Raw genomic sequence first — 24481 nt, 5'->3', positions numbered from 1 at the left:
GTTCACAATCCGTTCGAGCTTAGCGCAGGATTTTAGGCAAATCTTGTTCTGCCCCCGTCTAGCAGCGCTTTGATCACGACGTCCGCCCCCTTGGTGCGCACTTTCGGCGCGACCGTCAAAAGCAAATCTGCGCCGCGGGCCATCGCGCGGGCTGACCGGAGTGCGCGATCCGTTCCGTGGACGATCGCCAGACAGACCGACCGTCCAAACTCCGGGTCGCCGGGACGCCCCCGCCCCCTGCGCTCCGGTGTTCGGAACGCCGGACCATAGCGCTCCGCCATCAGCAATGGCACGGGCTGCTCCCAGTTCAGCCGGATCGCGATCAGCGCGTCAGCAAGCGCCCAGGCGAGCGGTTCCTCGTCCGACCGCGTGGCAAGAACCGCCGAAACAAACGCCGCCACGGCAAAAGGTGCGGCGCTGCCGGATTGCAGCGTCACGTCGGCATGGTCCGCCACGGCGGCCAGATCGTCGCACCACCAAACGTTCAAAAGATCGGCGAGTTCTTTGACCACTCTTGTCGAAACGGCCGGCTTTCGCGTGCCGAGTTTTTTGAACGCCCAAAAGGCGTTTCCAGCGGGGCCGGGATCGTCGCCGGGCGCGGTGAGCAGCACGGCGTCGCGGATGGCGGCTTCGTCCTCGCGCCGGCCCAAAAAACGAGCGGCGCCGACAGCACATGCAAGCGCCTGGCGCGACCGCCAGCAGCCCGCCCATGCAGGGTCGGACCGCACAAGATCATCGAGGGATTTCAGGGCAATGCCGGCGGCAAAGGCGGCATCTGTGTGCGAGAGATTTTTGCCGCGCGGCAGCAACCAACCCGGCAGCAGGGCCGGTTCGGCGGACGTCAAAATGGGGGCGGGGGCACGCGAATCCATCCCAAAGACGTTACAGTATGTGAGCGCTTAAGGCGATAAAACTCCAAAGAAACCGCACAGCCTGTTGGTGCTCAAAAAAGATTGATAATGTTGCATTATCGTTCTTTTTGTCTTTATAGAGACCATGGCCGAAAACAGCGACGAAACACCCCAAAATGATGAGACGCAGCGTCGGCTCCACACATCTTGGTTGCCGCGCCAGAATGGGAAGACTGTTGCTATCCCTTGCAATTTTCAGATGACTAGGTAGATTATAGACATTTAGGAACCTTGGTGGAAATCATGGCCCTCAGCATCAAAGATCCCGAAACTGAAAAACTCGCACGCGCGCTGGCGGTGCGGACCGGCGAAACCATCACGGTTGCGACACGGCGCGCTCTCGAGGAGCGCCTCAGGCGTATCGGGTTGGATGCGAAAAAGGCTGCTCTGATCGAGGACATGGAGGCCATGCAACGTCGCCTGAGCGTCCTGCCGGTGCTCGACGATCGCAGCGCCGATGACATTATCGGCTACGACGAAAACGGAATTCCGATCTGATGGTAATCGACACATCGGCAATTGTTGCAATTTTCTTCAATGAGCCGGATGCGATGACATATCGCGAACGCATCGCTGCCGACCCGATACGCTTGATTTCGGCGGCAACGCTGCTGGAAGCTTCGATGGTCATCGAGGGCCGGTTTGGTGAAGCGGGGGGTGCGGAATTCGATCTTTGGCTGCATAAGGCCGAGGTAGAGGTCGTTGCGGTAAACCATGAACACGCCGACCAGGCGCGGCGAGCATGGCGCCGCTACGGAAAGGGCCGTCATCCGGCGAGCCTGAATTATGGAGACTGCTTTTCCTACGCTCTTTCGAGCCTGTCCGGCGAGCCCCTCCTTTTCAAGGGCAACGACTTCAAACAGACAGATATCCAGGCGGTATCATGATGAAGGAAGATACTGCTCGACACGAAGGTCTGCCATCGAATGTAGAGTCCCCTCCCCTGCCGCCACATCTGCAGGATCTCACCGACCGCGCCCGCACCTACGTCGAGGCCGCAAGCTCCCAAAACACCCGCCGCGCCTATGCTGCCGACTGGAAACAGTTCTGTGCCTGGTGCCGACGCGCTAACATGGATCCCCTTCCGCCGGATCCGCACGTCGTCGGTCTTTACATCACCGCGCTCGCTTCCGGCACGGCAACAGGCGCCAAAGGACCGAGCACGGTTGCGACCATCGAGCGGCGCCTTTCCGCGATTGCGTGGAACTATGCCCAACGAGGGCTTCCGCTCGACCGAAAAGACCGTGCCATCGCCACGGTGCTCGCAGGTATCCGTAACACGCATGCTGCCCCACCGCGCCAGAAAGAGGCCATTCTTCCGGAAGAGCTGATCGCCATGCTGGAAACGCTTGATCGCGGCACGCTTCGCGGCCTGCGCGACCGGGCGATGCTGCTCTTCGGCTTTGCCGGCGGCCTGCGTCGCTCTGAAATCACTGGCCTCGACCTTGGCCGCGATCAAACAGACGACGGCCGTGGCTGGATCGAGATTTTGCAAAAGGGTCTTCTCGTCACCTTGCGTGGCAAGACCGGCTGGCGCGAGGTCGAAATCGGCCGCGGTTCCTCCGACGTCACCTGTCCCGTTGCCGCCATTGAGACCTGGATCAAGTTCGCAAAACTCGTTCACGGGCCTTTGTTCCGGAGGGTCACCGGTCAGGGCAAAACCGTCGGCCCGGACCGGCTCAAGGATCAGGAGGTCGCCCGCCTCGTCAAAAAGGCCATTTTGGCCTCCGGAATTCGCGGTGACCTGCCTGAAGCAGAGCGGGTCAAACTGTTTGCCGGTCATTCACTGCGCGCCGGCTTCGCCTCCTCGGCCGAGGTCGACGAACGCTACGTGCAAAAGCAGCTCGGCCACGCTTCGACTGAAATGACGCGCCTATATCAGCGAAGACGGGACAGGTTCAGGGTCAACCTGACCAAAGCGGCGGGGCTATAGAAATACCCCCTCCCTTGCTCGACGTCAAAAGTCCCACGGCGATATCAGTTCCAGACCCGTCGTCTCGAAATCTGCCAAATTTCGCGTTGCCAGGCGGCCGCCATTCAAGTGTGCGATGGCTGCGATCATGCCGTCCGGCGCCGACATTACTCGTCCTTGACGAGACGCATTGCCCATGATTTCGCCGTAGGCCAACGCGGCCTCTTCAGTCAACCCGAATATACGGTCGGAGAAACGGCGGCGCCAATCCAGCAGTCCTTGTGCCAACCGATCTGCACGTTGATCCGGTCTGATCTTCTGGATACCAAACGCAATCTCGGCTATCGAGACCGTTGGGAGCGCAATTTCGGAGTCGTACCGGACCAGCCACGCAACGACGGCCTCGTTCGGTGCCTTCTTAAGCGTCTCCGAAACAACATTGGTGTCGAGGAAAATCAAAGGTCAATTCCACGATGCGGATTGCGGTTCTCTTGGATGACCGCCTCCAAATCGATATCTGTCCCAGACTGCGTCACAAGCCGTGCGTAGAATGCAGCTGCCGGCTCACGACCTGCCTCTCTCACTTCGTACCACTCCAGGGCGCGCTCCACGACATCGGCAATTGAACGATTTTCTCTGCGAGCAAGACGGTGGGCCAGATCCCGCGCCTTTGAGCTTCGAACAGAAAGTTGGGGTTCAGCCATATCCAATCTCCTTTCCGCCTATACATAGCGACGCCGAGACCTGCCATCAAGATGGCTTATGCTAGCAAGCCACCTCAAGCCGATTATCTATGTCTCCGCATCGGGACATGCTTCGGAATTAGGCGCGAGGCTTCCGTTTCTCCCAACGAGCTGTCGTTTTCCATTTAATTCTGCGAAACCGACCTCAACGATTTCAGAATGTTGCTGGTGCACTTAATTTGAGAATGAACAGTTAATTTGATAGCGCACATTGGCTTTTGTCACTTTATGTGAGATTAGCGCTCGCGATCTTTTTTCTCGCGAGCCTGCGATGACTGCCCCCTTCCCCGACGAGATTGACGAGGCACTTTGGGATGAAGCGTGCCGGCGCGCGGATGCGATCCGCGGCTTCCTGAGGCGCCACCCCGGCCGCACAACAGTCGGAAACGTTGCGGAACTCGCCGTCGAGATGGGTTGTCAGCAAAGCGACGGCCTACCGCCAGATCAAGCTGTTTCGCACCGGCGGGACCGTTCTGTCTCTGGTGGATCGCAAACGCTGACGCCCGCAGGGTCATCGCATCCTGGACGAGAAGCGCGAAGAAATCGTCCGGACGACCATCAACGCGTTCTATCTGAAGCAGAGCCGACCCACGGTCTCGCAGCTGGTCCGGGACGTGCAAACGAACTGCATGTCGGCAGGGCTGAAGCCGCCGCATCGGAGAACAATCGTCGCTCGTCTTGAGGACATAGACCTCCAGAAGCGTGCCAGGCGACGCGGCGAACACAGATCTGCACGAGCTGCAGCCCGGGACATACGGAACAGGCGCCAATCCTGAGAAGCCAGCTCCTGGGATGGCGTATTACGTGCCCTCTGTGTGGAAGCCAGCTCCGGGATGCCGGCGGTGGTGAACTCCCCTCCCCTTTCCGGCAACATCATGATGCGGCCGTTCATGGTGAAAGACTGCTCGATGCTGAAGCCGAACGTGGCATCGGAACCAGGTCTCCGCAATCGGAAATTGCCCGACTTCGACTGATGCGCCGGATGACGTGGCCACCGCCGCGTGAAAAGGACCTTTGGCGATTCAGAGTTCTGGGCGCAATCATCCCCGATTTCGACCATGTCGTTGCCGAGCATCAGGAAAATCTGCCCACAACGGCAAAGCCGATCTTACCGCTTCAACTGCGGCCGGCTCTGCTGGCCGGTGTTGCCATTGTCGAACGTGCCGGACCGGAGATACTCAGAATGCTGCGCGGGCACATGATGGCCGACAACAAGGTCCGGTTCACCGATGCCCCTCAGGACATGATTGAACGAGCTCGCGGGTCGTGTGCTTCTTCGCAGATGCACATAATTTGAGAATCTTGCAGCAAAGATTCTCACAACTATATGGCAAAACTGAACGCAATCAGCGCATTCTTACAATTAGGCGCCAAGCGACACATGGACAATCTTCCGGGCCATAAGGTCACCGGCGTTCACTAGGCGATCGAAACGGCCGGTGCAAAGCTGCGCTACCTGCCGCCCTACTCGTCCAATTTCGACCCGATCGAGATGGCCTTCGCCAAGATCGAGGCGTCCCTCAGAAAGAAGGCGGCCCGCTCCATTCCCGATCTCTGGGGCGCCGTCGCACAAGACATCTTCGTGTCAAACGAATTCCAGAACCTCTTTGCCCGTGCCGGATATGACGCCGATTAAAGAGAATCGGCTCCAGAATTCCTAGCATAATCTCCAAGGTAAAAAGGATTAGAACCACAAGCAGTCGAAAATGCCGAATGTTTCGAGTCGAGACCGTCCGTCCGACAATCGCCAGCTAACGCCAACCCGCAGCGACGCATCTCGAAATGACCAAATCCTCTGAGAATTGATCCTATTGGGTTCGGCACGCCCAACACTGTCGCATCATTGCTGTGCGATCGGATTTAGCAGTGTCTTGCCTGCGTTGAGACGGTTGATGTTGTCGGCCATCGTGTGACGGCGACGGTTCACCGTGCCGTGCGTCCAGCCGGACATATGCGGCGTCATAACGACATTCGTCAGCTCATGAAACGGAAAGGACGACGGCAAGGAATTGGGGCTGGCGGCGTCGGGATAGACGTACCACGTGTCGATAATGGCACCGCCGATACGGTTCTCGGCAAGGGCCTCGTAGAGCGCCTTTTCATCGATCACCGGTCCGCGCCCGACATTGAGAATCACGCACTGTGGCCGCATGGCGGCAAGTTCTTTCTCACCGACCAGACCTGCCGTCTGATCATTGAACGGCAGGGTGTTCACGATGATGTCGGCCGCGCCCATGAAGGCACCGAATTCGGTGAGCGGATAGGCACGGTCATACAGCGCCGATGCCGGCGGGGTCGACCGGTTGGCGACGATGACCTCCATTCCGAAAGCCCTAGCCCTCGCCGCGATCGCCTTGCCGATATGGCCGAAGCCGATGAGGCCGATGGACTGCGACCCGAGTTCGGTGTGATGGTTCGTGGCGCCGCCGGAACGATAGGTCCAGTCGCCTTGGCGTAGGCGCCTGTCGGCATCGACGAGCGGAACGTGCCGGGCAAGCAGCGCCGCCATCACATATTCCGCAATCGCGGCTTCGTGGCCGAAGCAGTTGCAGAGCATTGCTCCATCAGGAATCAGGCCGAGATCGATCCCGTCATAGCCGGCGCCCGGCAATTGATAGAGCTTCAGTGCGGGTGGAACCGGCAATCCGACCGAAAGCTGAACGCCGATGATGACGTCGGCCGCCGCGTAGGCCGCGCGGTGTTTGCTTGCCTCCAGTGCGTCCGGCAATTCGACAACTTCATGTGGCGCATCCAGCAACTCGCGGAAACCGGGAACAAAGCTGCAGGCATTCTGACCGTGGAAGACGATTTTCATAAGGCGCACCATTGGTCGTGAGCATCCTGCCGCCAGGAAAGTACGGCCTTCGAAAGGCGGGATGTTCGAACAGAAAAATAGGGTCAGGCGAAGGCCAGTTGGACTTTCATCGACTGGCTGCGATCGGATGCAAGGCGAAAGGCCGCGTCGGCGTCGGCCGCCGGCATCGTCGCCGAAATGAGTGGCGTGAGATCAACGGCCCCCGTGGCGATCAGATGAACCGCGAGGCCAAATTCCGCATCAAAACGGAAACTGCCGCGCATCAGGATTTCCTTCGTCACAACGAGATTCAAGGGCAAGGAGATGTCGCCGCCAAGACCAACTGTCACGAGCGCTCCGCCCGGACGCACAACGTCCAGCGCAGCCGCAAGCGCCTTCGGCGCGCCGGAACATTCGAAGACCGCGTCGAAGAGCCCCTTGCGGTCCGCGAAGGGGGCGAGTCCATCCGGAGTTTTGGTGAGGTTGATCGTCGAGTCGGCGCCAAGCTTTCCGGCAACAGTAAGCGCCGCATCGGCGATGTCGACCGCGACAATTTCCCGAGCGCCGGCGTGGCGCGCCGCCGCGAGGACGAGATTTCCAATCGGCCCGCAGCCCGAAACGAGCACTTTTGCGCCAAGCAAGCTTCCGGCGCTCGCAACCGCATGCAGGCAGACCGCGAAAGGTTCGGCGCAGGCTGCAAGACCGAGGTCGAGGCATTGCGGCACCTTGTAAAGCTGCTCCGCCGGAACGGTCACCTCGTCGCGGAAGAGCCCCTGCATGTGCGGAAAGCGCATGGCGCTGCCGAAGAAGCTCATGTCAAGACACTGGTTGCGCTGACCCTTGCGGCAGAAGTGGCAGTCGTTGCAGGGCATGCCGGGATTGATCGCGACGGGATCGTCGGCGGCAAAGTCCGAAACGCCCACCCCAACGTCCATGACGCGGCCCGCCACCTCGTGGCCGAGGATCATCGGTTCCTTCAGCCGGACCGTGCCGAAGCCGGCGTGGTGATAATAGTGAAGGTCCGATCCGCAGATGCCGCCACGCGCGACACGGACCCGGACTTCGCCGGGTCCGGGAGCGGCGGCGTCGGGCCACTCCTCGATGCGCAGGTCATGGGGCTGGTGGGCAACTATCGCGCGCATGGCGGCGAACTCCATTTTTGCTCCAGAGCGTATGGCGCTCAATTTGATCGAAATTGAGCGAAAGGAATACGCTCAAAGCATTGAATTGATGTCGATTTCTCATCGATCAGGCTCGTCCACGCGATCGGAAGGAGATCTACAGAACTGAAATCATGCCGCCGTCGACGTAGATGATCTGGCCGCTGACAAAGTTGGAGGCGGCCGACGAGAGGTAGACGGCTGTGCCGACCAGCTCTTCGGGCTTGCCCCAGCGGCGGGCGGGCGTGCGCCCCTTCACCCAGGCGTCGAACTGCGGATTGTTGATTAGCGCTTCGTTCATGTCGGTGATCATGTAGCCGGGGCCGATTGCGTTGACCTGGATGCCGTGCTCTGCCCATTCGGCCGTCATCGACTTCGTCAGCAGCTTGATGCCGCCCTTGGCGACCGTATAGGGCGCGACGGTTGCGCGGGCGAGTTCGCTCGTCAGCGAGCCGATGTTGACGATCTTGCCGGATTTGCGCGGGATCATCCGCTTGGCCGCCTCGCGGCCGACGACGAAAGCACTCGTCAGGTTGGTGTCGATCACCTTCTGCCATTCGGCGGTGGAGAGTTCGACGATCGGTTTGCGCAGCTGGATGCCCGCATTGTTGACGAGAATGTCGACTGCAACGTCGTCCATATCGAACGCTTCGAAAGCGGCAACGACGGCAGCCTCGTCGGCGACGTTGAAGGCCGCCGTGCGCACCGAATATCCCTTGGCGCGCAGGGTCTCGGCTCTGGCCTCCAAGCGCGCAGCATCGACGCCATTGAGGACCAGCGAAGCCCCGGCCTCGGCGAGTCCGGTTGCGATCGCGAGCCCAAGGCCGCGGGACGACCCAGTGACGAGGGCGGTCCGACCGGAAAGATCAAAGAGTGTCATTCAAAAACATCCGTTGTGTTGAAATAGCCGCTCTTTGCAGGGATGAGCTTACTGTCCCTGGCCGCAGTGGCTCTGCCCAAACTCAGAGTGCGGAGGTCCGGCCGGAAAGGTCCGGCCGGTCGAAGACCGCGGGCAGCAGCTCGACGCCGAGGCCGAGGCCTTCCATCGGATAGACATAGCCGTTCTCGATCTTCGGCACAGCCGTGACCAGTTCCTTGTACCAGCCGCGATAGAAGGCGCGAACGCTCTCCTGGATCAGCGTATTGGGCTGGGAGAAGGACATATGGATCGCGGCTGCGAAGCCAACCGGGCCGATGCAGTCATGCGGCGCGAAGGGGCGATGATAGGTTTCGGCCATCGCCGCGATCTTGCGTCCCTCGGTGAGGCCGCCGGTCCAGCAGAGATCGGCCATCACCACGTGGGTCGCGTCGCGGTCGAGGAATTCCTTGTAGGCGTAGCGCGAGCCGAGCGTTTCCGACGCGCAGGTCCAGACGTCCGTCGAGGCCGCATATTCGGCCAGCGCCTGGGGTGAGTTCATGCGGATGGAATCTTCGTACCAGGTCGGCTGGAAGGGCTCCAACGCGCGGGCGATCTTCTTGGCCGTCGGCAGGTTCCACAGGCTGTGGAACTCGACCATGATCTCCATCCGGTCGCCGACCGCCTCGCGGATCAACTCGAACGGGCGGATCGCCGTCTTCATCTGCTCGGCGGTGATGAAGAGCCCCTTGTTCTCCATGGCGGCGGGGTCGAAGGGCCAGATCTTCATGGCGGTGATGCCGTTGGAAAGAAGATCCTCGGCAAGCTCGCCGGCCCGGTTCATGAAGGCGTCGAGATCCTCGTAAGGGCCCTCGTCGCCTCCAAGGTTCCAGGTATCGACGGGCTTGATCTTGTTGGTGCGGACATAGCGCGTGCCGGCGCAGGTGTTGTAGACGCGCAGCTTGTCGAAGCAGAGCCCGCCCAGCATCTGGTGGACCGGCTGACCGCAGACCTTGCCGAACAGATCCCAGAGCGCAATGTCGATGGCGGAGGCCGCGCGATATTCGACGCCAGTCGAGGACTGCGCGTTCGGCAGGTTCAGCATTTCCTTGTGCAGAGCCTCGATGTTCAGGGGATTCTGCCCGAGCAAGCGCGCCGACAGTGTGTCGTGGATATGGGCCTCCACGGCGCCCGCGCCATAGAAGGTCTCGCCGAGACCGGTGATGCCGGCATCCGTTTCGACATGGACCCACAGCACGTTGGCGAATTCTTCCAAGCGATATGTCTTAATCGCGGTAATCTTCATCAGAACGCTCCGGACAGCCTCACCGCGCAAGGTGAGGCAGGAATAGCGAGATTTCGGGGAAGGCGAGCAGCAGGGCGAGCATCGCCAGCTGGATGAACATGAACGGCCACAGGGAGCCGTAGATGACCGGAAGGGTGATCTCGGGCGGGGCGACGCTTTTGAGGTAGAAGGCGGCCGGACCGAAGGGCGGTGACAGGAAGGCCACCTGCATGGTCACCGAGAAGAGGACACCGAACCACACCGGGTCGTAGCCGAGGGTGGTAATGATCGGCACGAAGATGGGCATGCACAGGAGCAGGATGCCGATCCAATCCATGAACATGCCGAGGATCAGGAAGATCAGCATCATCAGCAGGACGGTGATCGATGGCGAGATGTTGAGCCCGAGGATCAGGTCGGTTACGAACTTCTGGCCGCCGGAAAGATTGTAGATGCCGACCATGACGGCGGCGCCAAAGGTGACCCACAGGATGATGCCGCAGGCCCGCAGCGTCTGGGCCAGCGCCTGAGCAAGCATCGAGACATTGAGTTCGCCGCGCAGCGCGATGATCAGGATCGCCATGCCGACAGCGATGTTGGCCGCTTCGGTGATCGAGGTGATGCCGCCGTAGATGCAGCCGAACACCGTGACGATGAGGGCGGCCGTCGGCAGCACGCCGCGCAGGAAAGCCGACAGGGAGAAGGGACCCTGTTCGCCCGCCTCCGGTTTCGGCGCGACGGCCGGGTTGAGCCAGCAGCGCACGGCGATGAAGGCCAGATAGAAGAGAGCCAGCAGGAAGCCGGGAATGAAGGACCCCAGGAACAGCTGGTGCACAGACACGTCGGCCGTCAGGCCGTAGACGATCAAAACGATCGAGGGCGGGATCATCGTCCCGAGCGAGCCGCCGGCGCAGACGATGCCGATCGCAAGGCTGCGATCGTACTTGAGGCGCAGCATCTGTGGCAGGGCAACAAGGCCGAGCAGGACGATTTCGCCGCCGATGATGCCGCTGATGGCGGCGAGCAGGACCGAGATGACGAGCGTGACGTAGCCGACGCCGCCACGCACCCGGCCGAAGACGCTGTTCAGCGCGTCATAGAGGTCGCGTGCCAGGCGTGAGCGCTCCAGCAGCGAGGCCATCAGGATGAACATCGGCACTGAGAGGAAGCTGTACTCCGTCGCGAGGCCGTAGACCGTCTTGTGGGCGAGGGCTAGGACCGGTGTGCCGAACTTCAGATAGGCGACGACCATGGCGAGCGAGCCGGCCGCAAAGGCCAGCGGAACGCCGACAGCCATCAGCGCGAAGATTCCGAACAGCAGAATGAGGGAAATCGTCAGGATGGTCATGGTCGCCCTCAGTCGATGCGGTCGTCTGCGCGATCGACCTGCCGACCGGAGCGAATGAAGTTGACGATCGCGAAGAGAGCCATGAGCGCGGCTGCCACGACGACGAAGGGCTTGACAATGGCTGGAATGGGCGGGTTCCAGGCGGTACCGAAGCGCTCGAAGGTAACGAGTGAACGCCAGGCGGAGGGTGCGCCAAACCAGGCGACACCGCCGCAGAAGACAAGGGCGGCCGCGAGCGTGATCAGGTCAAACAAGCGCTGGACCGGCCTTGGTACGACGTCGTAGATCACCGAGATGCGCAGGTGATCGTCGAGCGCCATCACGTAGACGCCGGCGACGAGGTAGACGAGCGCCGACAGAAAAAGCGCGGCTTCGTTGACCCAGATGGTGGGCGAGCCGAAAAGGTAGCGCGAGACGACTTCATAGAGCGTGATCCCCACGATCAAGAGCAGAGGGGATGCCAGCAGCGCCGCCTTGGGATAGGCCGGGCGTGCGGACTTCTCGTCATGGTCCGACATGAGTGCCTCATCTTTCAGAACGGCGGGTTCGGCGGACGTCATTCTGCGACCGGAATGGCGGTGCCGTTGCGGCTGGAAGGTCCGCCGCCGGCAGGTCAGGATGCCCCGTGCATTCCTGCCGGCAGCGGAGAGGTTCCGATTGAAAGTCCGCAGCAACTTCCGATGCGGACCGTTAAAGTCACCACACTGACGCCGCAGCTTTTCCCTTCCATCGGGTTCTTTGGCCCGATCCGGCAAGCTCCGGCTTTCAGGTCCCGATCAGTTGAGGATCCCGAGCGACTTCATGTAGGCGACGTGGGAGTCGTAGGCTTCCTTGGCTTCCGGGCTGCGCGTCGCCCAGTCGGCCCAGACTTCTTGGGCGACCTTGCGGAAAGCGAGGCGGTCTTCGTCGCTCCAGTTCTGCAACGTCACACCGGCGGCGGTCAGTTCAGCAGCGGCCTGACGATCGTTGATTTCAGACTGAGTGGCGACTTCTATCGCGATCGTGTCGACGGCGGACTGAAGGATCTGCTTCTGCGCGTCCGTCAGAGAGTTCCACTTGTCGAGGTTGAGGGCGACATGCTCGATCGGCATCGAGTGGAAGCCGGGATAGGTGGCGAACTTGCCGACATCATAAAGGCCGAGGCCCTTGTTGACGGCGAGCGTCGACGCATCGGCGCCAGCGACCGTGCCCGTGGTCATGGCCGTGAAGACTTCGCCGAAGGGCATCACGACCGGGGCGGCGCCGAGCTTTGTAAAGATCTCAGACTCCATGCCGGGCGGAGAGCGGAATTTCCAGCCCTTGAGGTCGTTGATGCCGGCGAGCGACGTCGTCGAGCCAAGCGATTCAGGCGTCGCGACAAAGGTACCGATGAGGTGCATGTTGAACTGTTCGTAGAGCTTGTTGGCAAGCTCCAGGCCACCCGCATCCTTATACCAGCCGAGGATCTGATAGGGCGTCGAATAGCCACCCATGATGTCGCCGTAGAACTGGAAGGCGGGGTTCTTGCCGGTGACGTAGCCCGCGCCCGTGGCGTCGCCGTCGATGATCCCCATGGAGGCCGATTCGAAGGATTCCGTAGACTTCACGACCGAGGAGTCCGTCAGCATTTCGATTTGCAACGAACCGCCGGACATCTTGTTGGCGAGATCGGCAAAGCGCAGCAATGCCTTGCCCTGCAGCGAGTTGGCGCTGTGGTGCGTCTGGAAGCGCAGCGTCACTGCATCCGCAGCCGAGCCGACTGCGGGCCAAAGCATGGCAAGACCTAGCGCAGTCGCGCCGAAAATGCGGGTTTTCAGCGAATTCATGGCGGTTTCCTCTCTTTCGTTCTCAGCCGTTTCGGCTTTGATTGGCCCTTCTGGGCGTTATTAATATTTTGTGAAATATCACCAATTAAAAAACAACTCAAGGCGGTCATCCCGCACTTTGTATTCCGGATGCCCACGAGTTGGGGATCCGGGGTCCTCGGCATTGAGGAAAGTCCAATGAAAGGAGGCACTAACGCCAAACGGCCTATATGATTCTTTTGGGGTCAAAAGAAAGAAGGGGTTGGGCTCACGACCGAAAGAGCGGCTCGATGCTGCAGTCGAGCAGGGAGGGATCGATGTCACGCTCGATACCGTCGAAGATCGCTTCCACAAAGCCGATCAATGCATCGGATGCGGCGACGGCGCGCTCAACATGGCGGTTTGCAACGGCGTCGAGAACGGCGAGGTGGCAGTCGATCGTGCCGCCAAGATTGACGCCCGCGCTGGTGTAATTGTGATGGATCCAGCCAATCCGGCGGAAGATTGTGTGCAGCGGACGCAGCGTGTGGACGAGGAAGGGTTCGCTGGCGGAGGCGAGAACCAGTTGGTCGATGCGCCGGTCGAGGGCGTTGAACTCGTCGATCGTCAGCGTATCGCGCCGCTCGCGCAGCACCCGCACCAGGTGCAGCAACTGGTTTCGTTGCGCCGGACTGGCGTTTTCAGCCGCCAGCTTGATGACGAAACGCTCCAGATCGCGGCGCAGAAGCAGCAGCATGCGTTCACGGGCAAGATCGATCGGTGCGATCTGCAGGCCATGGCGTGGCCGGACATGGATGAGGGTGTCGGCCGCAAGGCGCCCGACCGCCTGATGGACCGGCGTACGGCTGAAGCCCGTGGCTGCCTGGAGATCCTGAATAGCAAGGAAGCGGCCCGGGGCCAGCTGGCAATTGACGATCAGTTCTTCGAGCTGTTCATAGGCAAGCTCGAAGAGATTCATCGAATTGCGGCGCTTCGGGCCGGAAGCCCCCTTAGTGTCGCTGTCAACGAGTTTCGGCCCGCTGCGTGGACGGCGCAATTTGCTTCTCCCTTTCAGCCTCCGGGTCTTTGTGATCGCAAGATGCACTGGGCAGCGTGCAGCGACAATGCAAAATGCCGGCTGAGGTCAACTGGCGCGCGCCCCGTGTGGATTCCGCATTTGTTTTTGATGACGCCTCAGCCGAACAAGGCGGCCGCTCGCCTTTGTCTCGAGCTATGAAAAAGTTGCCCTAGCTCATGCGTGGCTCGAAATCTTCGGCAGCCGTTCCAATGACGCAAGCTGCGACTTAGCATCCAGCCGGTCCTGTCATCGCGGCCAATGCAGACGAACAGCCCAGTTCGCGTCACCGTCATGCGTTTGACCTTTTGCGCTACGTCACTCACGCTTCCGAGGCCTCATACAGTCGCTCTTCGGCCTGATTGTCCTTTGGCTGCTTTCGATCAGGACTGGCCGCCGTTTTGTCGGCCTCGAGTTTTGCCCGCAGCAGCGCCATCACCATCGGCCAGGTCGAAAACTGCCCATCCCTCGCTTTTTCGGTGAGGCTGCGCAAATAGCCGCCGGCGCTGTTGATCTGATCGGACCGCTGCAGGATCGCGGCGAGCGCGATTGCAGCCTGAACCTCCCCCATGGCTTGGCAGGCATCCCGCCAGGCGCTTTGGCTGACCCCCAGCATCGGCCGGGCAACCTCAGCTGCGGCCAGAAAGTCCCGCCATTGGCGGATCCCACTTCCCGGTGCCAAATCTTTCAGGATGGGACAAGCGTCCAGCACGATACCCAGCGGCAGTTCTCGCTTCGGCAAGCTCCGCAGGTTATCGGGTTCCTCAGCCTCGCTGTTCGCCTCATTCTTTTTTCCAAAGCCATTTTCAGATTCAGAAATGGAGTCTGGATTTGAATTCTGTATGTGCCGCTCAAAATGAGACTCATTGGCGCTTGGATTTTGTGCTTTTGTGAATGTTTCCAGAATGTCGCGGACTTCTATCCACAGTTCCTGAAGCTCCTCGCAAAGGCTCTCGATGAACTGCCGTGGCGCTGTCCGCGGAAGACGGCCAACCGTCTCCTGATAAATCTGACTGACCCGTCCCCAATTGCCAGGCACCCCTTCCGCAATGCCAGCGTCGATCATCTTGACGATGTCACGGCGAAGCAGCGTGAGACGTTCCTTGGCGACCTTGAATGCCTTCTTCTCGGCTCGCACCGCGTCCGCCAGTTCGCCGAACTCGGCAGCGCGCGCGACGATCGGCGAGAGGTCGAAACCGTAAGCCTGCTCGATCTCCCCTCCCCTGCCCTTTCGCGCAAAGCGCTTTCCATTCGGGCTGTCGCGACGAATGATCAGTCCGCAGTCGACCAGCACAGCCAAATGCCGTCTCAACGTCGCCGCCGGCATGCCGTTGGCTCTGGCCATCAGCTGCTCGTTCGATGGCCAGACAATAAGACCGCCCTCGCTGGAGAGCTCGCTGTCCGGATGGAAGGACAAAAGTGCGTTCAGGATCGCCAAGGAACGATCCGTCGCACCGAGAAGATCACGCGCTTCGCGGATTGACCGAAACACCTTCCATTTTTCCACTGTTGCCTCTTGGGGCAACGAATTCGCGGCAACCTGGCTTGCCATCTGGCCAATCGACATCGGCCGCCGCCCAAAGGGCGTCGTTGTCACATGTGTCTGCATTTCTCTTTCACCTATCGCTAGGCAATAGAAAATTGCTCGCCGAAAAGGCGCTCACGGCTCAAAAGAGCCTTGACTGTGATTCCGGGAAGTGCGAATCTCTAGCTACCACACTATGAGAAGGGCTTCCGGAAGCGATTTCGGGGGCCTTTTTCTTTTTGCCCTTAGTGGAATTTTGCGCTCAATCGATGGAATTGTCAGGTGACAATTCCATCAGGAACACATTTCTTTCAGTGGCTTGTTCCTCTTTTCTCATCATCAGCGTCGGCTTCCAAGCTGCCCTGAAATTCCTTCAAAAGCTCGGGAAGTCGTCTCTGAATGAACTCGGCAAAGTCCTTGTCGTTTGAGACGAGCCGGGTACTACTGCCCTTTTTTTCGATCCAGGCTATCCGTTTGGGAGCCGCCAAGCGCTTTTTGGAAACTGAATTCGCGGTTCCGACAACCTCAAGGGCTAACCCAAATCGGCGATCGGTGTCAGCCTGAGCAAACTCCGGCGATCGTATCAGCACAGCCAGCCGGTCGTGAGCTCCTTGCCCCGCCAAACCCTTGGCCAGTTGCAGCCACCTCGGGCGCCCGACCTTTGGTGCGGGACCAATAGCAAGAATGAACTCCTCGCTGAGGGCCTGGGCGACGGTCAGCAATCGAGACAGCTCTGGTTTGTCCACATTCAGTGCGGCAGAAAGAGTGTCACGATTGAAGCCACGAGCTTCCATCTGCAATGCGAATCTTGCTCGCTCTGCAAACGTCAGGTCCTCTCTCGGGCCATTTTCCTGACCCTGAAGGATGACCATTTCCTCATCCGTCAACTTCCTGATGATCGCCTTAAGCGGACGCCCGAGGTCCTGCGCCACGCGCCATCTGCGATGACCGGCGGCAATCTGGAAATGGCCTTCCTTATCCGGATGCGGGCGGGCGATAATCGGAATCTGTTGGCCGTTCAACTCGATTGCGGCCCTGAGTTCTTCCGTCCGTGGATCATCCGTCAGCGGAATACGATCGGAAATCGGAGACGGGCTGAAAAGGCCAGTGTCAAGCTCTTGCGTTGTCTCGCGGTTTGCTAATTCTTCCCTCAGGGCCTTGGCTTGTGCTGCCTCTGCTGAAAGGCGGTCCAGCCCCAAGCTCATCGCCTTGACGGCGCCAGACGGGCGCGCTTGCGGCGTCGAACCTCCTGAAGGAGGCAGCGGTTTGCCGGCCGCAACAAGCCCTTGGAGAATATCTCTACCCTTTTTCACTTGGAGGCCCTCCCCCAAGCTTGAAGAATGAGTCTTTCGACATCGCCGTTGACCGCATCCATCGATTCCACAGCTCTGTCGTACGTCTGGCGATGCATGGACTCTCGAGGTGCTTCATAAACAGTCTGCTTGGAAAGCCCCGCGTCGGAAATAGCCGTAGACTTCACCATCATTGGTGTGAGGACGCGCTCACCAAAAAGATTTCGAAGAAAGGCGACGATCTGGTTTTGTGGACCGTCGTTTGGCTCATGTCTGGTAATGAGGTAGCGCATCCAGTCGTATTGCAGATCGCCGCCAGCATTCCGCACAACCGACAATAGCTGTGACGTCATGGCCAGAAACTGATTCATCGACGCAACGTCGAGCATCTGAGGGTGAATGGTAATCAGGACCCCCGTCGACGCGCAAAGTGCCGACATGGTGAGAAATCCGAGCTGCGGTGGGCAGTCGATGACCACGACGTCGTAGTTATCGGCGACGCTCTCCAATGCGGCTGCAACGCGCATGAAGAAAAAACCATCCGTATCCCGGTCCTGATCGGCGAGGATTCGCGGCGTGTCATGCTCGAACTCGTGCAGCTCCAAATTCCCTGGAACGAGGTCAAGTCCCGCAAAGTAAGTTTGACGCACTATATCGCCCAATGGCTGCCGCTCTTCATCATAACGGATGGCACCATAGAGCGTTTGATTGTCGGCAACATCGAACTCAGGCTGGTAGCCGAATAGCGCCGACATGGAAGCTTGCGGATCAAGATCGACTGCGAGCACGCGATATCCCCGCAGTGCCAGAAATTGCGCTAGATGCGTTGCCGTCGTCGTTTTTCCGGAACCGCCTTTGAAATTCGTGACGGCGATCACCTGCAGATGTTCATTTGACTTCCGCGCCGGAACATAACTTGCCTTGCCCTTGCTTAGGTGGTGACGGAGCGCATGAATTTGCTCCAGCGTGTATCGACGACGGCCGTTCTGCTTCTCGGGAACCGGGCCTTCTTCGTCAGTCGCCAGATTCCGAATATAACTTTCGGTGACACCAATAAGCTTTGCCGTCTCAGCAGTGGAGAAGGAACGCAGTCCCTTTTTCGCTTCAGGAGGAAACAGCCTCTCTCTCAGGACTTGAAGCTGGGAACCTAGCGCTTGCGAGTCACTCCATATCGTCTCGTCAAATGAGATCGCATCGCTAGGTCTATTTTTTTCGGCTTCGTTTGATATCATTGTGAAAGTCGCAAAAGAGAGCTGATGGGGCATTTTTCCGCAACTTCAACTGAGTCCACCACCTTGGTCAAGGAATTTAAAGTTAACGATGTCCTAACGCGATTCGCGCGTTTTGGCATCTGACTGATTCGCCTACTCCTTTTGCGATTTGTCAGCTGACAACGGCGCGAAGCACTTCGCTTATCAAATGCGACTTTCGGGCTTTTCACAATCTTCGGGAATTGGTCCGGTCAGTCACCCCGGCAATTTGACCGGGGTGACCACCGCGGTGCTTTCCGGCACAAGCCGCATCTCGGCCGCAACAGCCCGGAGAGAGAGATGCAGCAGAAATCGATCAAGCAAATCTGGCCTTCGGAATTTGCCGCCGGACGAGCTCAATGACGGCGAGTTCGTCTCAGGCCCGCTTGGTGCGCAAGCTGAGTGACGCGCTCGGAGACGTCATCTGCACGGCACTGGATGACGCGAGCGTCGTCGAGGTGATGCTCAATCCGGACGGCCGACTATTCGTCGAGCGCCTCGGGGTGGGCATCGGAGCAATCGGTGACCTCCTGCCGGGTGCAGCTGAGATCATCATCGGCACCGTCGCCCATGCGCTGAAGAGCGAAGCGGATGAAGAGCGGCCGATTATCTCCGGTGAGCTGCCAATTGGTGGTCATCGGTTCGAGGGCTTGCTGCCACCTGTCGTGAGCGCACCAAGCTTTACGATCCGCCGACGGGCTTCAAAGCTCATTCCGCTTGGCGAATATGTGGTGAGCGGCGTGATGACCGAGCTTCAGGTCCGACTGATCCGCCGCGCCGTTGAGGATCGCCTGAACATCGTCGTCTCTGGAGGGACGGGCTCGGGCAAAACGACCTTGGCCAATGCCGTCATCGCAGAGATCGTTGCGGCGGCGCCATCGCACCGGCTGCTGATCCTGGAAGACACCGCCGAGATTCAATGCGCGGCGGAGAACACCGTCGCGCTGCATACGACCGACACCGTCGACATGGCACGTTTGCTGAAGAGCACGATGCGGCTTCGGCCTGATCGGATCATCGTCGGGGAGGTGAGGGACGGTGCCGCACTCACATTACTCAAGGCCTGGAACACTGGTCATCCGGGCGGGATCACGACCATCCACGCCAACTCTGCGCACTCGGCACTGCGACGGCTTGAACAGCTGACGGCTGAGGCCAGCCAACAGCCAATGCGCGAGGTGATTGGCGACGCCATCGATCTCGTCGTCTCGATCGAGCGAACGGCGACGGGCAGGCGGGTGCGCGATGTCATGCGCGTGAACAGCTTTGACGGCACCCACTACGAAACACACCACCATTCCGAGATTGAAGAGGACAGCCATGCAGCTTGAGTTTCGTCGACGCAATTTTGCGAGCCTTCCGCTCGGGGTTCTGGCTGCCGTAGTCGCAACTCCGGCTCTGGCGAGTTCCGGCGGTGGCCTTCCATGGGAAGGGCCACTGCAGCAAATCCAGCAGTCAATCACGGGACCTGTGGCAGGGTTCATTGCGCTGGCTGCCGTCGCTGTCGCGGGCGGTATGCTGATCTTCGGCGGCGAGCTCAACGATTTTGCACGGCGCCTGATGTATGTGGTGCTCGTCGCCGGCATTCTTCTTGGCGCAACGCAGATCGTCGGTCTCTTCGGCGCATCCGGTGCATCGATCGGCATTTCAGATCAGGCACCCGGTTTACCGAATGGGGAGGCGCGCGATGGCTGAGCCAATCGTATCCCTCGCGACCTCTCGCATTCATCGCGCCTTGTCGCGGCCACACCACCTGATGGGCGCCGACCGCGAACTTGTCCTGCTGACAGGGCTTGCCACCGTCATTCTCGTCTTCGTCGTGCTGACCTGGTTCTCCGTGGCTTTGGGCATTGCCATCTGGATCGGCGTCGTCGGCGCCTTGCGGATGATGGCAAAGGCCGACCCGATGATGCGACAGATCTATCTGCGTCATATCCGCTACAAGCCGAGCTACCGTCCGACGGCCTCACCCTGGCGGAGGACCTGATCCGCGATGATCGCGCTGAAGCAGTTTCGAAACCGCAATCCTTCGTTTTCCGATTTGTTGCCCTATGCCGGCCTTGTCGAAGACGGGATCATTCTTCTGAAGGACGGCTCGCTGATGGCCGGCTGGTATTTTGCCGGTCCGGATTCCGAAAGCTCCACAAACAGCGAGCGCAACGAGGTTTCGCGGCAGCTGAATGCAGTCCTTAGCCGGCTTGGCAGCGGCTGGATGATCCAGGTCGAGGCCGTTCGCGTGCCGACGACGGCCTATCCTGCGCGCGAAACCTGCCATTTCCCCGATTGCGTCACGCGGGCGATCGACGAAGAGCGCCGGGCGCATTTCGAAGCGGAGCGGGGCCACTATGAGAGCCAGCACGCGCTCATTCTCACCTATCGCCCGCCGGAACCGCGCCAGTCGGCATTGGTGCGATACGTCTATTCGGACGAAGGCAGCCGGTCCGAGACCTATGCCGACGGCGTTCTCAAGAGCTTTCAGACGTCGATCCGCGAGGTCGAACAGTATCTCGCCAACGTGCTCGTCATTCGGCGCATGGTGACGCGCACGGTCCTCGATCCTGAGACCGGTATTGAGGCGCGCTATGATGAGCTCTTTCAGTTCATCCGCTTCTGCCTTGTCGGCGAGAACCATCCGGTCCGCTTGCCGGCCATCCCGATGTATCTCGACTGGCTGGTGACCGCCGAGTTTCATCATGGGCTCTCGCCCATGGTCGACGGCAATTATCTCGCCGTCGTCGCCATCGATGGCTTTCCGGCGGAGAGCTGGCCGGGCATCCTCAATTCGCTCGATCTGATGCCGCTGACCTATCGCTGGTCGAGCCGCTTCATCTTTCTCGATGAACAGGAAGCCCGCCAAAGGCTCGAACGCACGCGCAAAAAATGGCAGCAGAAGGTTCGGCCCTTTTTCGACCAGCTCTTCCAGACCCAAAGCCGCTCCGTCGACCAAGATGCGATGACCATGGTGGCCGAGACAGAAGATGCGATTGCCGAGGCGTCGTCGCAGCTTGTCGCCTATGGCTACTATACAGCGGTCATCGTGATGTTCGATACCAACGAGGCCCGGCTTCAGGATCACGCCGAGGCCGTTCGCCGGTTGATCCAGGCCGAAGGGTTTGTCGCGCGGATCGAAACGCTCAATGCGACCGAGGCCTATCTTGGCAGTCTGCCGGGCGTCACATACGCTAATATCCGCGAGCCGTTGATCAACACCCGCAATCTTGCCGACCTCATCCCGGTCAATTCGGTCTGGGCCGGCAGTGCGGTCGCGCCGTGTCCCTTCTATCCACCCAATGCGCCGCCGCTGATGCAGGTCGCAAGTGGCTCCTCGCCCTTTCGACTGAACCTTCATGTCGATGACGTCGGCCATACCCTGATCTTCGGCCCGACGGGCTCGGGAAAGTCGACTTTGCTGGCGCTGATCGCCGCGCAATTCCGCCGTTATGAGCATGCGCAGATTTTCGCCTTCGACAAGGGCAAGTCACTTTATCCGCTCACTCTGGCTGCCGGCGGCGATCATTACGACGTCGGAGCAGGGGAGGGCGCACTCGCCTTCTGCCCTCTTTCCGAGCTCTCCACCGACGGAGATCGTGCCTGGGCGAGCGAATGGATCGAGACCCTGATCGCCATGCAGGGTGTGACGATCGCGCCGGATCATCGCAATGCGATCTCCCGTCAGGCCGGCCTGATGGCCACGGCACCGGGCAAGTCACTCTCCGACTTCGTCAGCGGCGTTCAGATGCGCGAGATCAAGACGGCGCTTCGGCATTACACGCTCGATGGCCCCATGGCCCAATTGCTCGATGCGGAAGAAGACGGTTTGACCCTCGGCACATTCCAGACCTTCGAGATCGAAGAGCTGATGAATATGGGCGAGCGCAATCTGGTGCCAGTTCTGCTCTACCTTTTCCGCCGGATCGAAAAGCGCCTCACCGGCGCGCCCAGCCTCATCATTCTCGATGAGGCCTGGTTGATGCTCGGTCATCCGACCTTCCGCGACAAAATCCGCGATTGGCTGAAGGTGTTGCGCAAGGCCAACTGCGCCGTCGTCCTCGCCACCCAGTCGATCTCGGATGCGGAGCAGTCCGGCATCATCGACGTTCTGAAGGAAAGCTGCCCGACCAAAATCTGCCTACCGAATGGCGCGGCCCGCGAAGCCGGTACACGCGAATTCTATGAGCGCATCGGGTTCAACGAGCGGCAGATCGAGATCGTCGCAACCGCCACACCCAAGCGGGAATATTACGTTGCTTCCCCAGAAGGCCGGCGGCTCTTCGACATGGCCCTTGGCCCCATCGCGCTCGCCTTCGTCGGTGCCTCCGGAAAGGACGATCTCAAACGCATCGAGGAACTCGGCACGGCGCATGGCGCGGATTGGCCGGTGCATTGGCTGCGAACAAGGGGAGTGGACAATGCGGAACGCATTCTCGCGGCCGACTAGAGCCGCGATCGCCGCGCTGATGGCAATGGCATCGCTTCCCCTAGCTCCGGCCGATGCCGGCACTGTAACGGGCGCGGCGACCGAATGGACGCAGCTGCTCAACAATTCCGAACTCGTGAGCCTCGTCGGGCAATCAGCTGAGCAGATCAACAACCAAGTGACGCAGATAACCCAGCTTGCAGAGCAAATTCAAAACCAGCTCAAGATTTACGAGAACATGCTCCAAAACACCCTGACGCTGCCGAGCCAGATCTGGGGACAGGTCGAAGACGACCTCAATCAGCTGCGAACTCTCGTCAATCAGGGCCAGTCGATCGCTTTCTCCATGGGCAACGCTGACGACGTCTTGCGTCAACGGTTCCAGAGTTTTGCCGCGTTCAAGTCTGGGCTCGCCAATGGCGACAGCTTCTCCTCGAGCTACGAAACCTGGTCCGACACCAATCGTGACACGATCGCGGCAACGATCAAGGCGGCCGGGCTCACCGCCGATCAGTTCTCTTCGGAAGAGGCAACCATGGGTCAGCTCCGGTCGATGTCGGAAAGCGCCGTCGGCCAGATGCAGGCGCTGCAGGTCGGTCATGAGATCGCCGCGCAACAGGTGGCCCAGACCCAAAAGCTGCGCGGGCTCGTCTCCCAGCAAATAACGATGATGGGTGCCTGGTATCAGTCGGAACAGGCGGCCAAGGATTTGGCCCAGAGCCGCCGAGAAAAGTTCTTCAACGCAACGCCGCCGTCCACCTCCGGCGGCCAGATGATGGAGCCGCGCTGGTGAGCCGGATTGTTGTCATTGCTTCAGTCGCCCTCGTGGTCGTCGCGATCGGTTTCGTCGTCTGGACCAGTTTTGGATTGTCCGACACCACGGTGTTCCGTGGTCAGGCCGCCTCAACGCCGCGGACGTTCGACACAACCGGAGGACAGGAGATGCGCCCGCGCTGGGGCACCAACATCGGGGAGGCCGACGGTGCAAAGAGCAACTAGGCGAGCCTCCCTCGGCCTGACGATCCTCGTTCTGACTACTTTGCCCGCCTTTGCCCAGGAAGGCGCACTGCTTACGCAGCTGCAAAACGAGATCGCCAATGCTGCAAACGGTTGGCAATCGACGATCGTCAATGCAGCGCGCTCGCTCTTCTGGATCCTCGCGGGCATCGAGGTCGGAATTGCCGCCGTCTGGCTTGCGATCTCGGCGGCCGCGCTCGACACCTGGTTCGCCGAACTGGTGCGCCGCATCATGTTCATCGGCCTCTTCGTCTTTATCCTCGAAAAGGGACCCGACTTCGCCAAGGCCGTCGTCGACAGCCTTTTTCAAATTGGCGCCGGCGGTGGTTCGGCCTCGCCCGCCAATGTCTTCAATGCCGGTCTTCGGGTCGCAAGCGAGATGTCGGCCAAGGCTCAGTTCGGCCTGTTCGAGGATAATGCGCTCGCAATTGCCGCAGTCTTTGCCATGGTTGTGGTGGTGATCTGTTTCAGCCTTGTTGCGGCAATCTTTATTGCCGTCATGGCGGAAATGTATGTGGGTCTCCTTGCCGGCATGATCATGCTCGGGCTTGGTGGCTCGAGCTTTACCAAGGACTTTGCCGTCCGCTATCTCGTCTACGCCTTCTCGGTCGGCATGAAGCTGATGGCTTTGGTGATGATCGCAAGAATCGGGTCCGAGGTTTTGATCGGCCTCGCCAATTCCCCGTCAAATGGCGACGAGTTTCTGGCAACGCTCGCGATCGCCGGCATTTCCGTCGTTGTCTTCGTCATCGCGATGTATGTGCCGAACATCATCCAGGGCATGGTCCAGGGCGTCTCCGTCACCGGCGGCATGGAGGCGATCCGGCATGGCGCCCAAGCCGCAAGCTTCGCCGCCGGCGGCGCGGCGCTGGCGGCAGGGGGAATCAGGGCAGGGGCTTCCGCCTATTCCAACGCCCGAGCGGGAGGCCAGTCATTTGGAACGGCTGCCCTCAAGGGTATGACGAGCAGCGTGGGCGCCGCAGGCGGCGCGGTCGCCTCGGCAGCCCGAGACAAAGCGATCGGCGTACCCGGCACATGGGGCGCCTCGACCCTTGGTCTCGCCAACGCCAAGCTTGATCAGAACCAGGGCAGGCAAGCGACAAAGCCTTCCAGCGATGACAAGGCCTGAGGAA

The 24481-nt window shown here is 60.0% G+C and carries 26 protein-coding genes; 12 read left to right on the top strand and 14 right to left on the bottom strand.

Going from position 1 to position 24481, the window contains the following annotated elements; all coding sequences use genetic code 11:
* Nucleotides 1-32: 32 nt before the first annotated feature.
* Nucleotides 33-872, bottom strand: a complete 840-nt coding sequence (locus HDIA_RS25015) for a DUF1403 family protein (protein WP_099559223.1) — start codon at nucleotides 870-872, stop codon at nucleotides 33-35.
* A 282-nt stretch (nucleotides 873-1154) separates the two neighbouring features.
* Between HDIA_RS25015 and HDIA_RS25010 the strand changes: the two genes are divergently transcribed.
* From HDIA_RS25010 to HDIA_RS25000, 3 genes are read left to right on the top strand one after another with little or no spacing between them, the layout of a single operon-like run.
* Nucleotides 1155-1409, top strand: a complete 255-nt coding sequence (locus HDIA_RS25010) for a type II toxin-antitoxin system VapB family antitoxin (RefSeq protein WP_099559222.1) — start codon at nucleotides 1155-1157, stop codon at nucleotides 1407-1409.
* Nucleotides 1409-1798 (top strand): type II toxin-antitoxin system VapC family toxin, encoded by a 390-nt coding sequence (locus tag HDIA_RS25005; protein ID WP_099559221.1) that lies wholly within the window; start codon nucleotides 1409-1411, stop codon nucleotides 1796-1798. The genes HDIA_RS25010 and HDIA_RS25005 overlap by 1 nt, the downstream gene beginning before the upstream one ends.
* On the top strand, nucleotides 1795-2844 hold the full coding sequence (locus tag HDIA_RS25000) for a site-specific integrase (protein WP_099559220.1): 1050 nt from the start codon (nucleotides 1795-1797) through the stop codon (nucleotides 2842-2844). Before HDIA_RS25005 ends, HDIA_RS25000 begins: the two co-directional genes overlap by 4 nt.
* Before the next feature lie 24 nt (nucleotides 2845-2868).
* Here the strand turns inward: HDIA_RS25000 and HDIA_RS24995 are convergent, their stop codons facing one another.
* Nucleotides 2869-3282 carry a type II toxin-antitoxin system VapC family toxin gene (locus tag HDIA_RS24995; protein WP_099559219.1) on the bottom strand — a complete coding sequence of 138 codons (414 nt, stop codon included), beginning with the start codon at nucleotides 3280-3282 and terminating at the stop codon, nucleotides 2869-2871.
* Nucleotides 3279-3527, bottom strand: coding sequence for a type II toxin-antitoxin system VapB family antitoxin (locus HDIA_RS24990; protein WP_099559218.1), 249 nt, complete (start codon nucleotides 3525-3527; stop codon nucleotides 3279-3281). Before HDIA_RS24990 ends, HDIA_RS24995 begins: the two co-directional genes overlap by 4 nt.
* 1012 nt (nucleotides 3528-4539) lie before the next feature.
* On the opposite strand from HDIA_RS24990, the gene HDIA_RS24980 reads away from it, so the two are divergent.
* Entirely contained in the window at nucleotides 4540-4863 is a 324-nt protein-coding gene (locus HDIA_RS24980) for a hypothetical protein (protein ID WP_099559217.1), read from the top strand.
* 195 nt (nucleotides 4864-5058) lie between these two features.
* A complete protein-coding gene (locus HDIA_RS26130; protein ID WP_162292712.1) occupies nucleotides 5059-5202 on the top strand; it encodes a hypothetical protein in 144 nt (47 codons plus the stop codon).
* Between the two features lie 204 nt (nucleotides 5203-5406).
* Here the strand turns inward: HDIA_RS26130 and HDIA_RS24975 are convergent, their stop codons facing one another.
* The 11 genes from HDIA_RS24975 to repA all read right to left on the bottom strand — a co-directional run bounded on the left by HDIA_RS24975 (nucleotide 5407) and on the right by repA (nucleotide 17896).
* Nucleotides 5407-6393: a 2-hydroxyacid dehydrogenase gene (locus HDIA_RS24975; protein ID WP_245884342.1), complete on the bottom strand. Its 987-nt coding sequence runs from the start codon at nucleotides 6391-6393 to the stop codon at nucleotides 5407-5409.
* A 71-nt stretch (nucleotides 6394-6464) separates the two neighbouring features.
* Nucleotides 6465-7502: an L-idonate 5-dehydrogenase gene (locus HDIA_RS24970; RefSeq protein WP_099559244.1), complete on the bottom strand. Its 1038-nt coding sequence runs from the start codon at nucleotides 7500-7502 to the stop codon at nucleotides 6465-6467.
* A gap of 136 nt (nucleotides 7503-7638) precedes the next feature.
* Nucleotides 7639-8400 carry an SDR family oxidoreductase gene (locus tag HDIA_RS24965; RefSeq protein ID WP_099559216.1) on the bottom strand — a complete coding sequence of 254 codons (762 nt, stop codon included), beginning with the start codon at nucleotides 8398-8400 and terminating at the stop codon, nucleotides 7639-7641.
* Between the two features lie 82 nt (nucleotides 8401-8482).
* The gene (locus tag HDIA_RS24960; RefSeq protein WP_099559215.1) at nucleotides 8483-9682 is read right to left on the bottom strand and encodes a mandelate racemase/muconate lactonizing enzyme family protein; all 1200 of its coding nucleotides are present in this window, start codon (nucleotides 9680-9682) and stop codon (nucleotides 8483-8485) included.
* Between the two features lie 19 nt (nucleotides 9683-9701).
* On the bottom strand, nucleotides 9702-11009 hold the full coding sequence (locus HDIA_RS24955; protein WP_099559214.1) for a TRAP transporter large permease: 1308 nt from the start codon (nucleotides 11007-11009) through the stop codon (nucleotides 9702-9704).
* Nucleotides 11010-11017: 8 nt separating this feature from the next.
* Nucleotides 11018-11527, bottom strand: coding sequence for a TRAP transporter small permease subunit (locus tag HDIA_RS24950; RefSeq protein WP_099559213.1), 510 nt, complete (start codon nucleotides 11525-11527; stop codon nucleotides 11018-11020).
* 258 nt (nucleotides 11528-11785) lie between these two features.
* Nucleotides 11786-12814 carry a TRAP transporter substrate-binding protein gene (locus tag HDIA_RS24945; RefSeq protein ID WP_099559212.1) on the bottom strand — a complete coding sequence of 343 codons (1029 nt, stop codon included), beginning with the start codon at nucleotides 12812-12814 and terminating at the stop codon, nucleotides 11786-11788.
* 247 nt (nucleotides 12815-13061) lie between these two features.
* Complete coding sequence (locus HDIA_RS24940) at nucleotides 13062-13829, bottom strand: GntR family transcriptional regulator (protein ID WP_245884341.1); 768 nt, start codon at nucleotides 13827-13829, stop codon at nucleotides 13062-13064.
* Between the two features lie 340 nt (nucleotides 13830-14169).
* Nucleotides 14170-15456 (bottom strand): plasmid replication protein RepC, encoded by a 1287-nt coding sequence (repC, locus tag HDIA_RS24935; protein WP_099559210.1) that lies wholly within the window; start codon nucleotides 15454-15456, stop codon nucleotides 14170-14172.
* Nucleotides 15457-15683: 227 nt separating this feature from the next.
* The gene (repB, locus tag HDIA_RS24930; protein WP_157775828.1) at nucleotides 15684-16685 is read right to left on the bottom strand and encodes a plasmid partitioning protein RepB; all 1002 of its coding nucleotides are present in this window, start codon (nucleotides 16683-16685) and stop codon (nucleotides 15684-15686) included.
* On the bottom strand, nucleotides 16682-17896 hold the full coding sequence (gene repA / locus HDIA_RS24925; protein WP_099559243.1) for a plasmid partitioning protein RepA: 1215 nt from the start codon (nucleotides 17894-17896) through the stop codon (nucleotides 16682-16684). Before repA ends, repB begins: the two co-directional genes overlap by 4 nt.
* Nucleotides 17897-18273: 377 nt before the next feature.
* Between repA and trbB the strand changes: the two genes are divergently transcribed.
* From trbB to trbL, 7 genes are read left to right on the top strand one after another with little or no spacing between them, the layout of a single operon-like run.
* Nucleotides 18274-19245: a P-type conjugative transfer ATPase TrbB gene (trbB, locus tag HDIA_RS24920; RefSeq protein WP_099559208.1), complete on the top strand. Its 972-nt coding sequence runs from the start codon at nucleotides 18274-18276 to the stop codon at nucleotides 19243-19245.
* Entirely contained in the window at nucleotides 19235-19609 is a 375-nt protein-coding gene (locus HDIA_RS24915) for a TrbC/VirB2 family protein (RefSeq protein WP_099559207.1), read from the top strand. The genes trbB and HDIA_RS24915 overlap by 11 nt, the downstream gene beginning before the upstream one ends.
* Entirely contained in the window at nucleotides 19602-19901 is a 300-nt protein-coding gene (locus HDIA_RS24910; RefSeq protein WP_099559206.1) for a conjugal transfer protein TrbD, read from the top strand. Before HDIA_RS24915 ends, HDIA_RS24910 begins: the two co-directional genes overlap by 8 nt.
* A 6-nt stretch (nucleotides 19902-19907) precedes the next feature.
* Nucleotides 19908-22352 (top strand): conjugal transfer protein TrbE, encoded by a 2445-nt coding sequence (locus HDIA_RS24905; protein ID WP_099559205.1) that lies wholly within the window; start codon nucleotides 19908-19910, stop codon nucleotides 22350-22352.
* Nucleotides 22324-23124: a P-type conjugative transfer protein TrbJ gene (gene trbJ / locus HDIA_RS24900; RefSeq protein WP_099559204.1), complete on the top strand. Its 801-nt coding sequence runs from the start codon at nucleotides 22324-22326 to the stop codon at nucleotides 23122-23124. Before HDIA_RS24905 ends, trbJ begins: the two co-directional genes overlap by 29 nt.
* Nucleotides 23121-23330: a TrbJ/VirB5 family protein gene (locus HDIA_RS24895; protein WP_099559203.1), complete on the top strand. Its 210-nt coding sequence runs from the start codon at nucleotides 23121-23123 to the stop codon at nucleotides 23328-23330. The genes trbJ and HDIA_RS24895 overlap by 4 nt, the downstream gene beginning before the upstream one ends.
* On the top strand, nucleotides 23314-24477 hold the full coding sequence (gene trbL / locus HDIA_RS24890) for a P-type conjugative transfer protein TrbL (RefSeq protein ID WP_099559202.1): 1164 nt from the start codon (nucleotides 23314-23316) through the stop codon (nucleotides 24475-24477). The genes HDIA_RS24895 and trbL overlap by 17 nt, the downstream gene beginning before the upstream one ends.
* Nucleotides 24478-24481: the final 4 nt, after the last annotated feature.

Source organism: Hartmannibacter diazotrophicus (genome assembly GCF_900231165.1).
GTDB lineage: Bacteria > Pseudomonadota > Alphaproteobacteria > Rhizobiales > Pleomorphomonadaceae > Hartmannibacter > Hartmannibacter diazotrophicus.
Note: the sequence above shows the minus strand (reverse complement) of the source record. Positions and strands in the feature narration are given on the sequence as shown.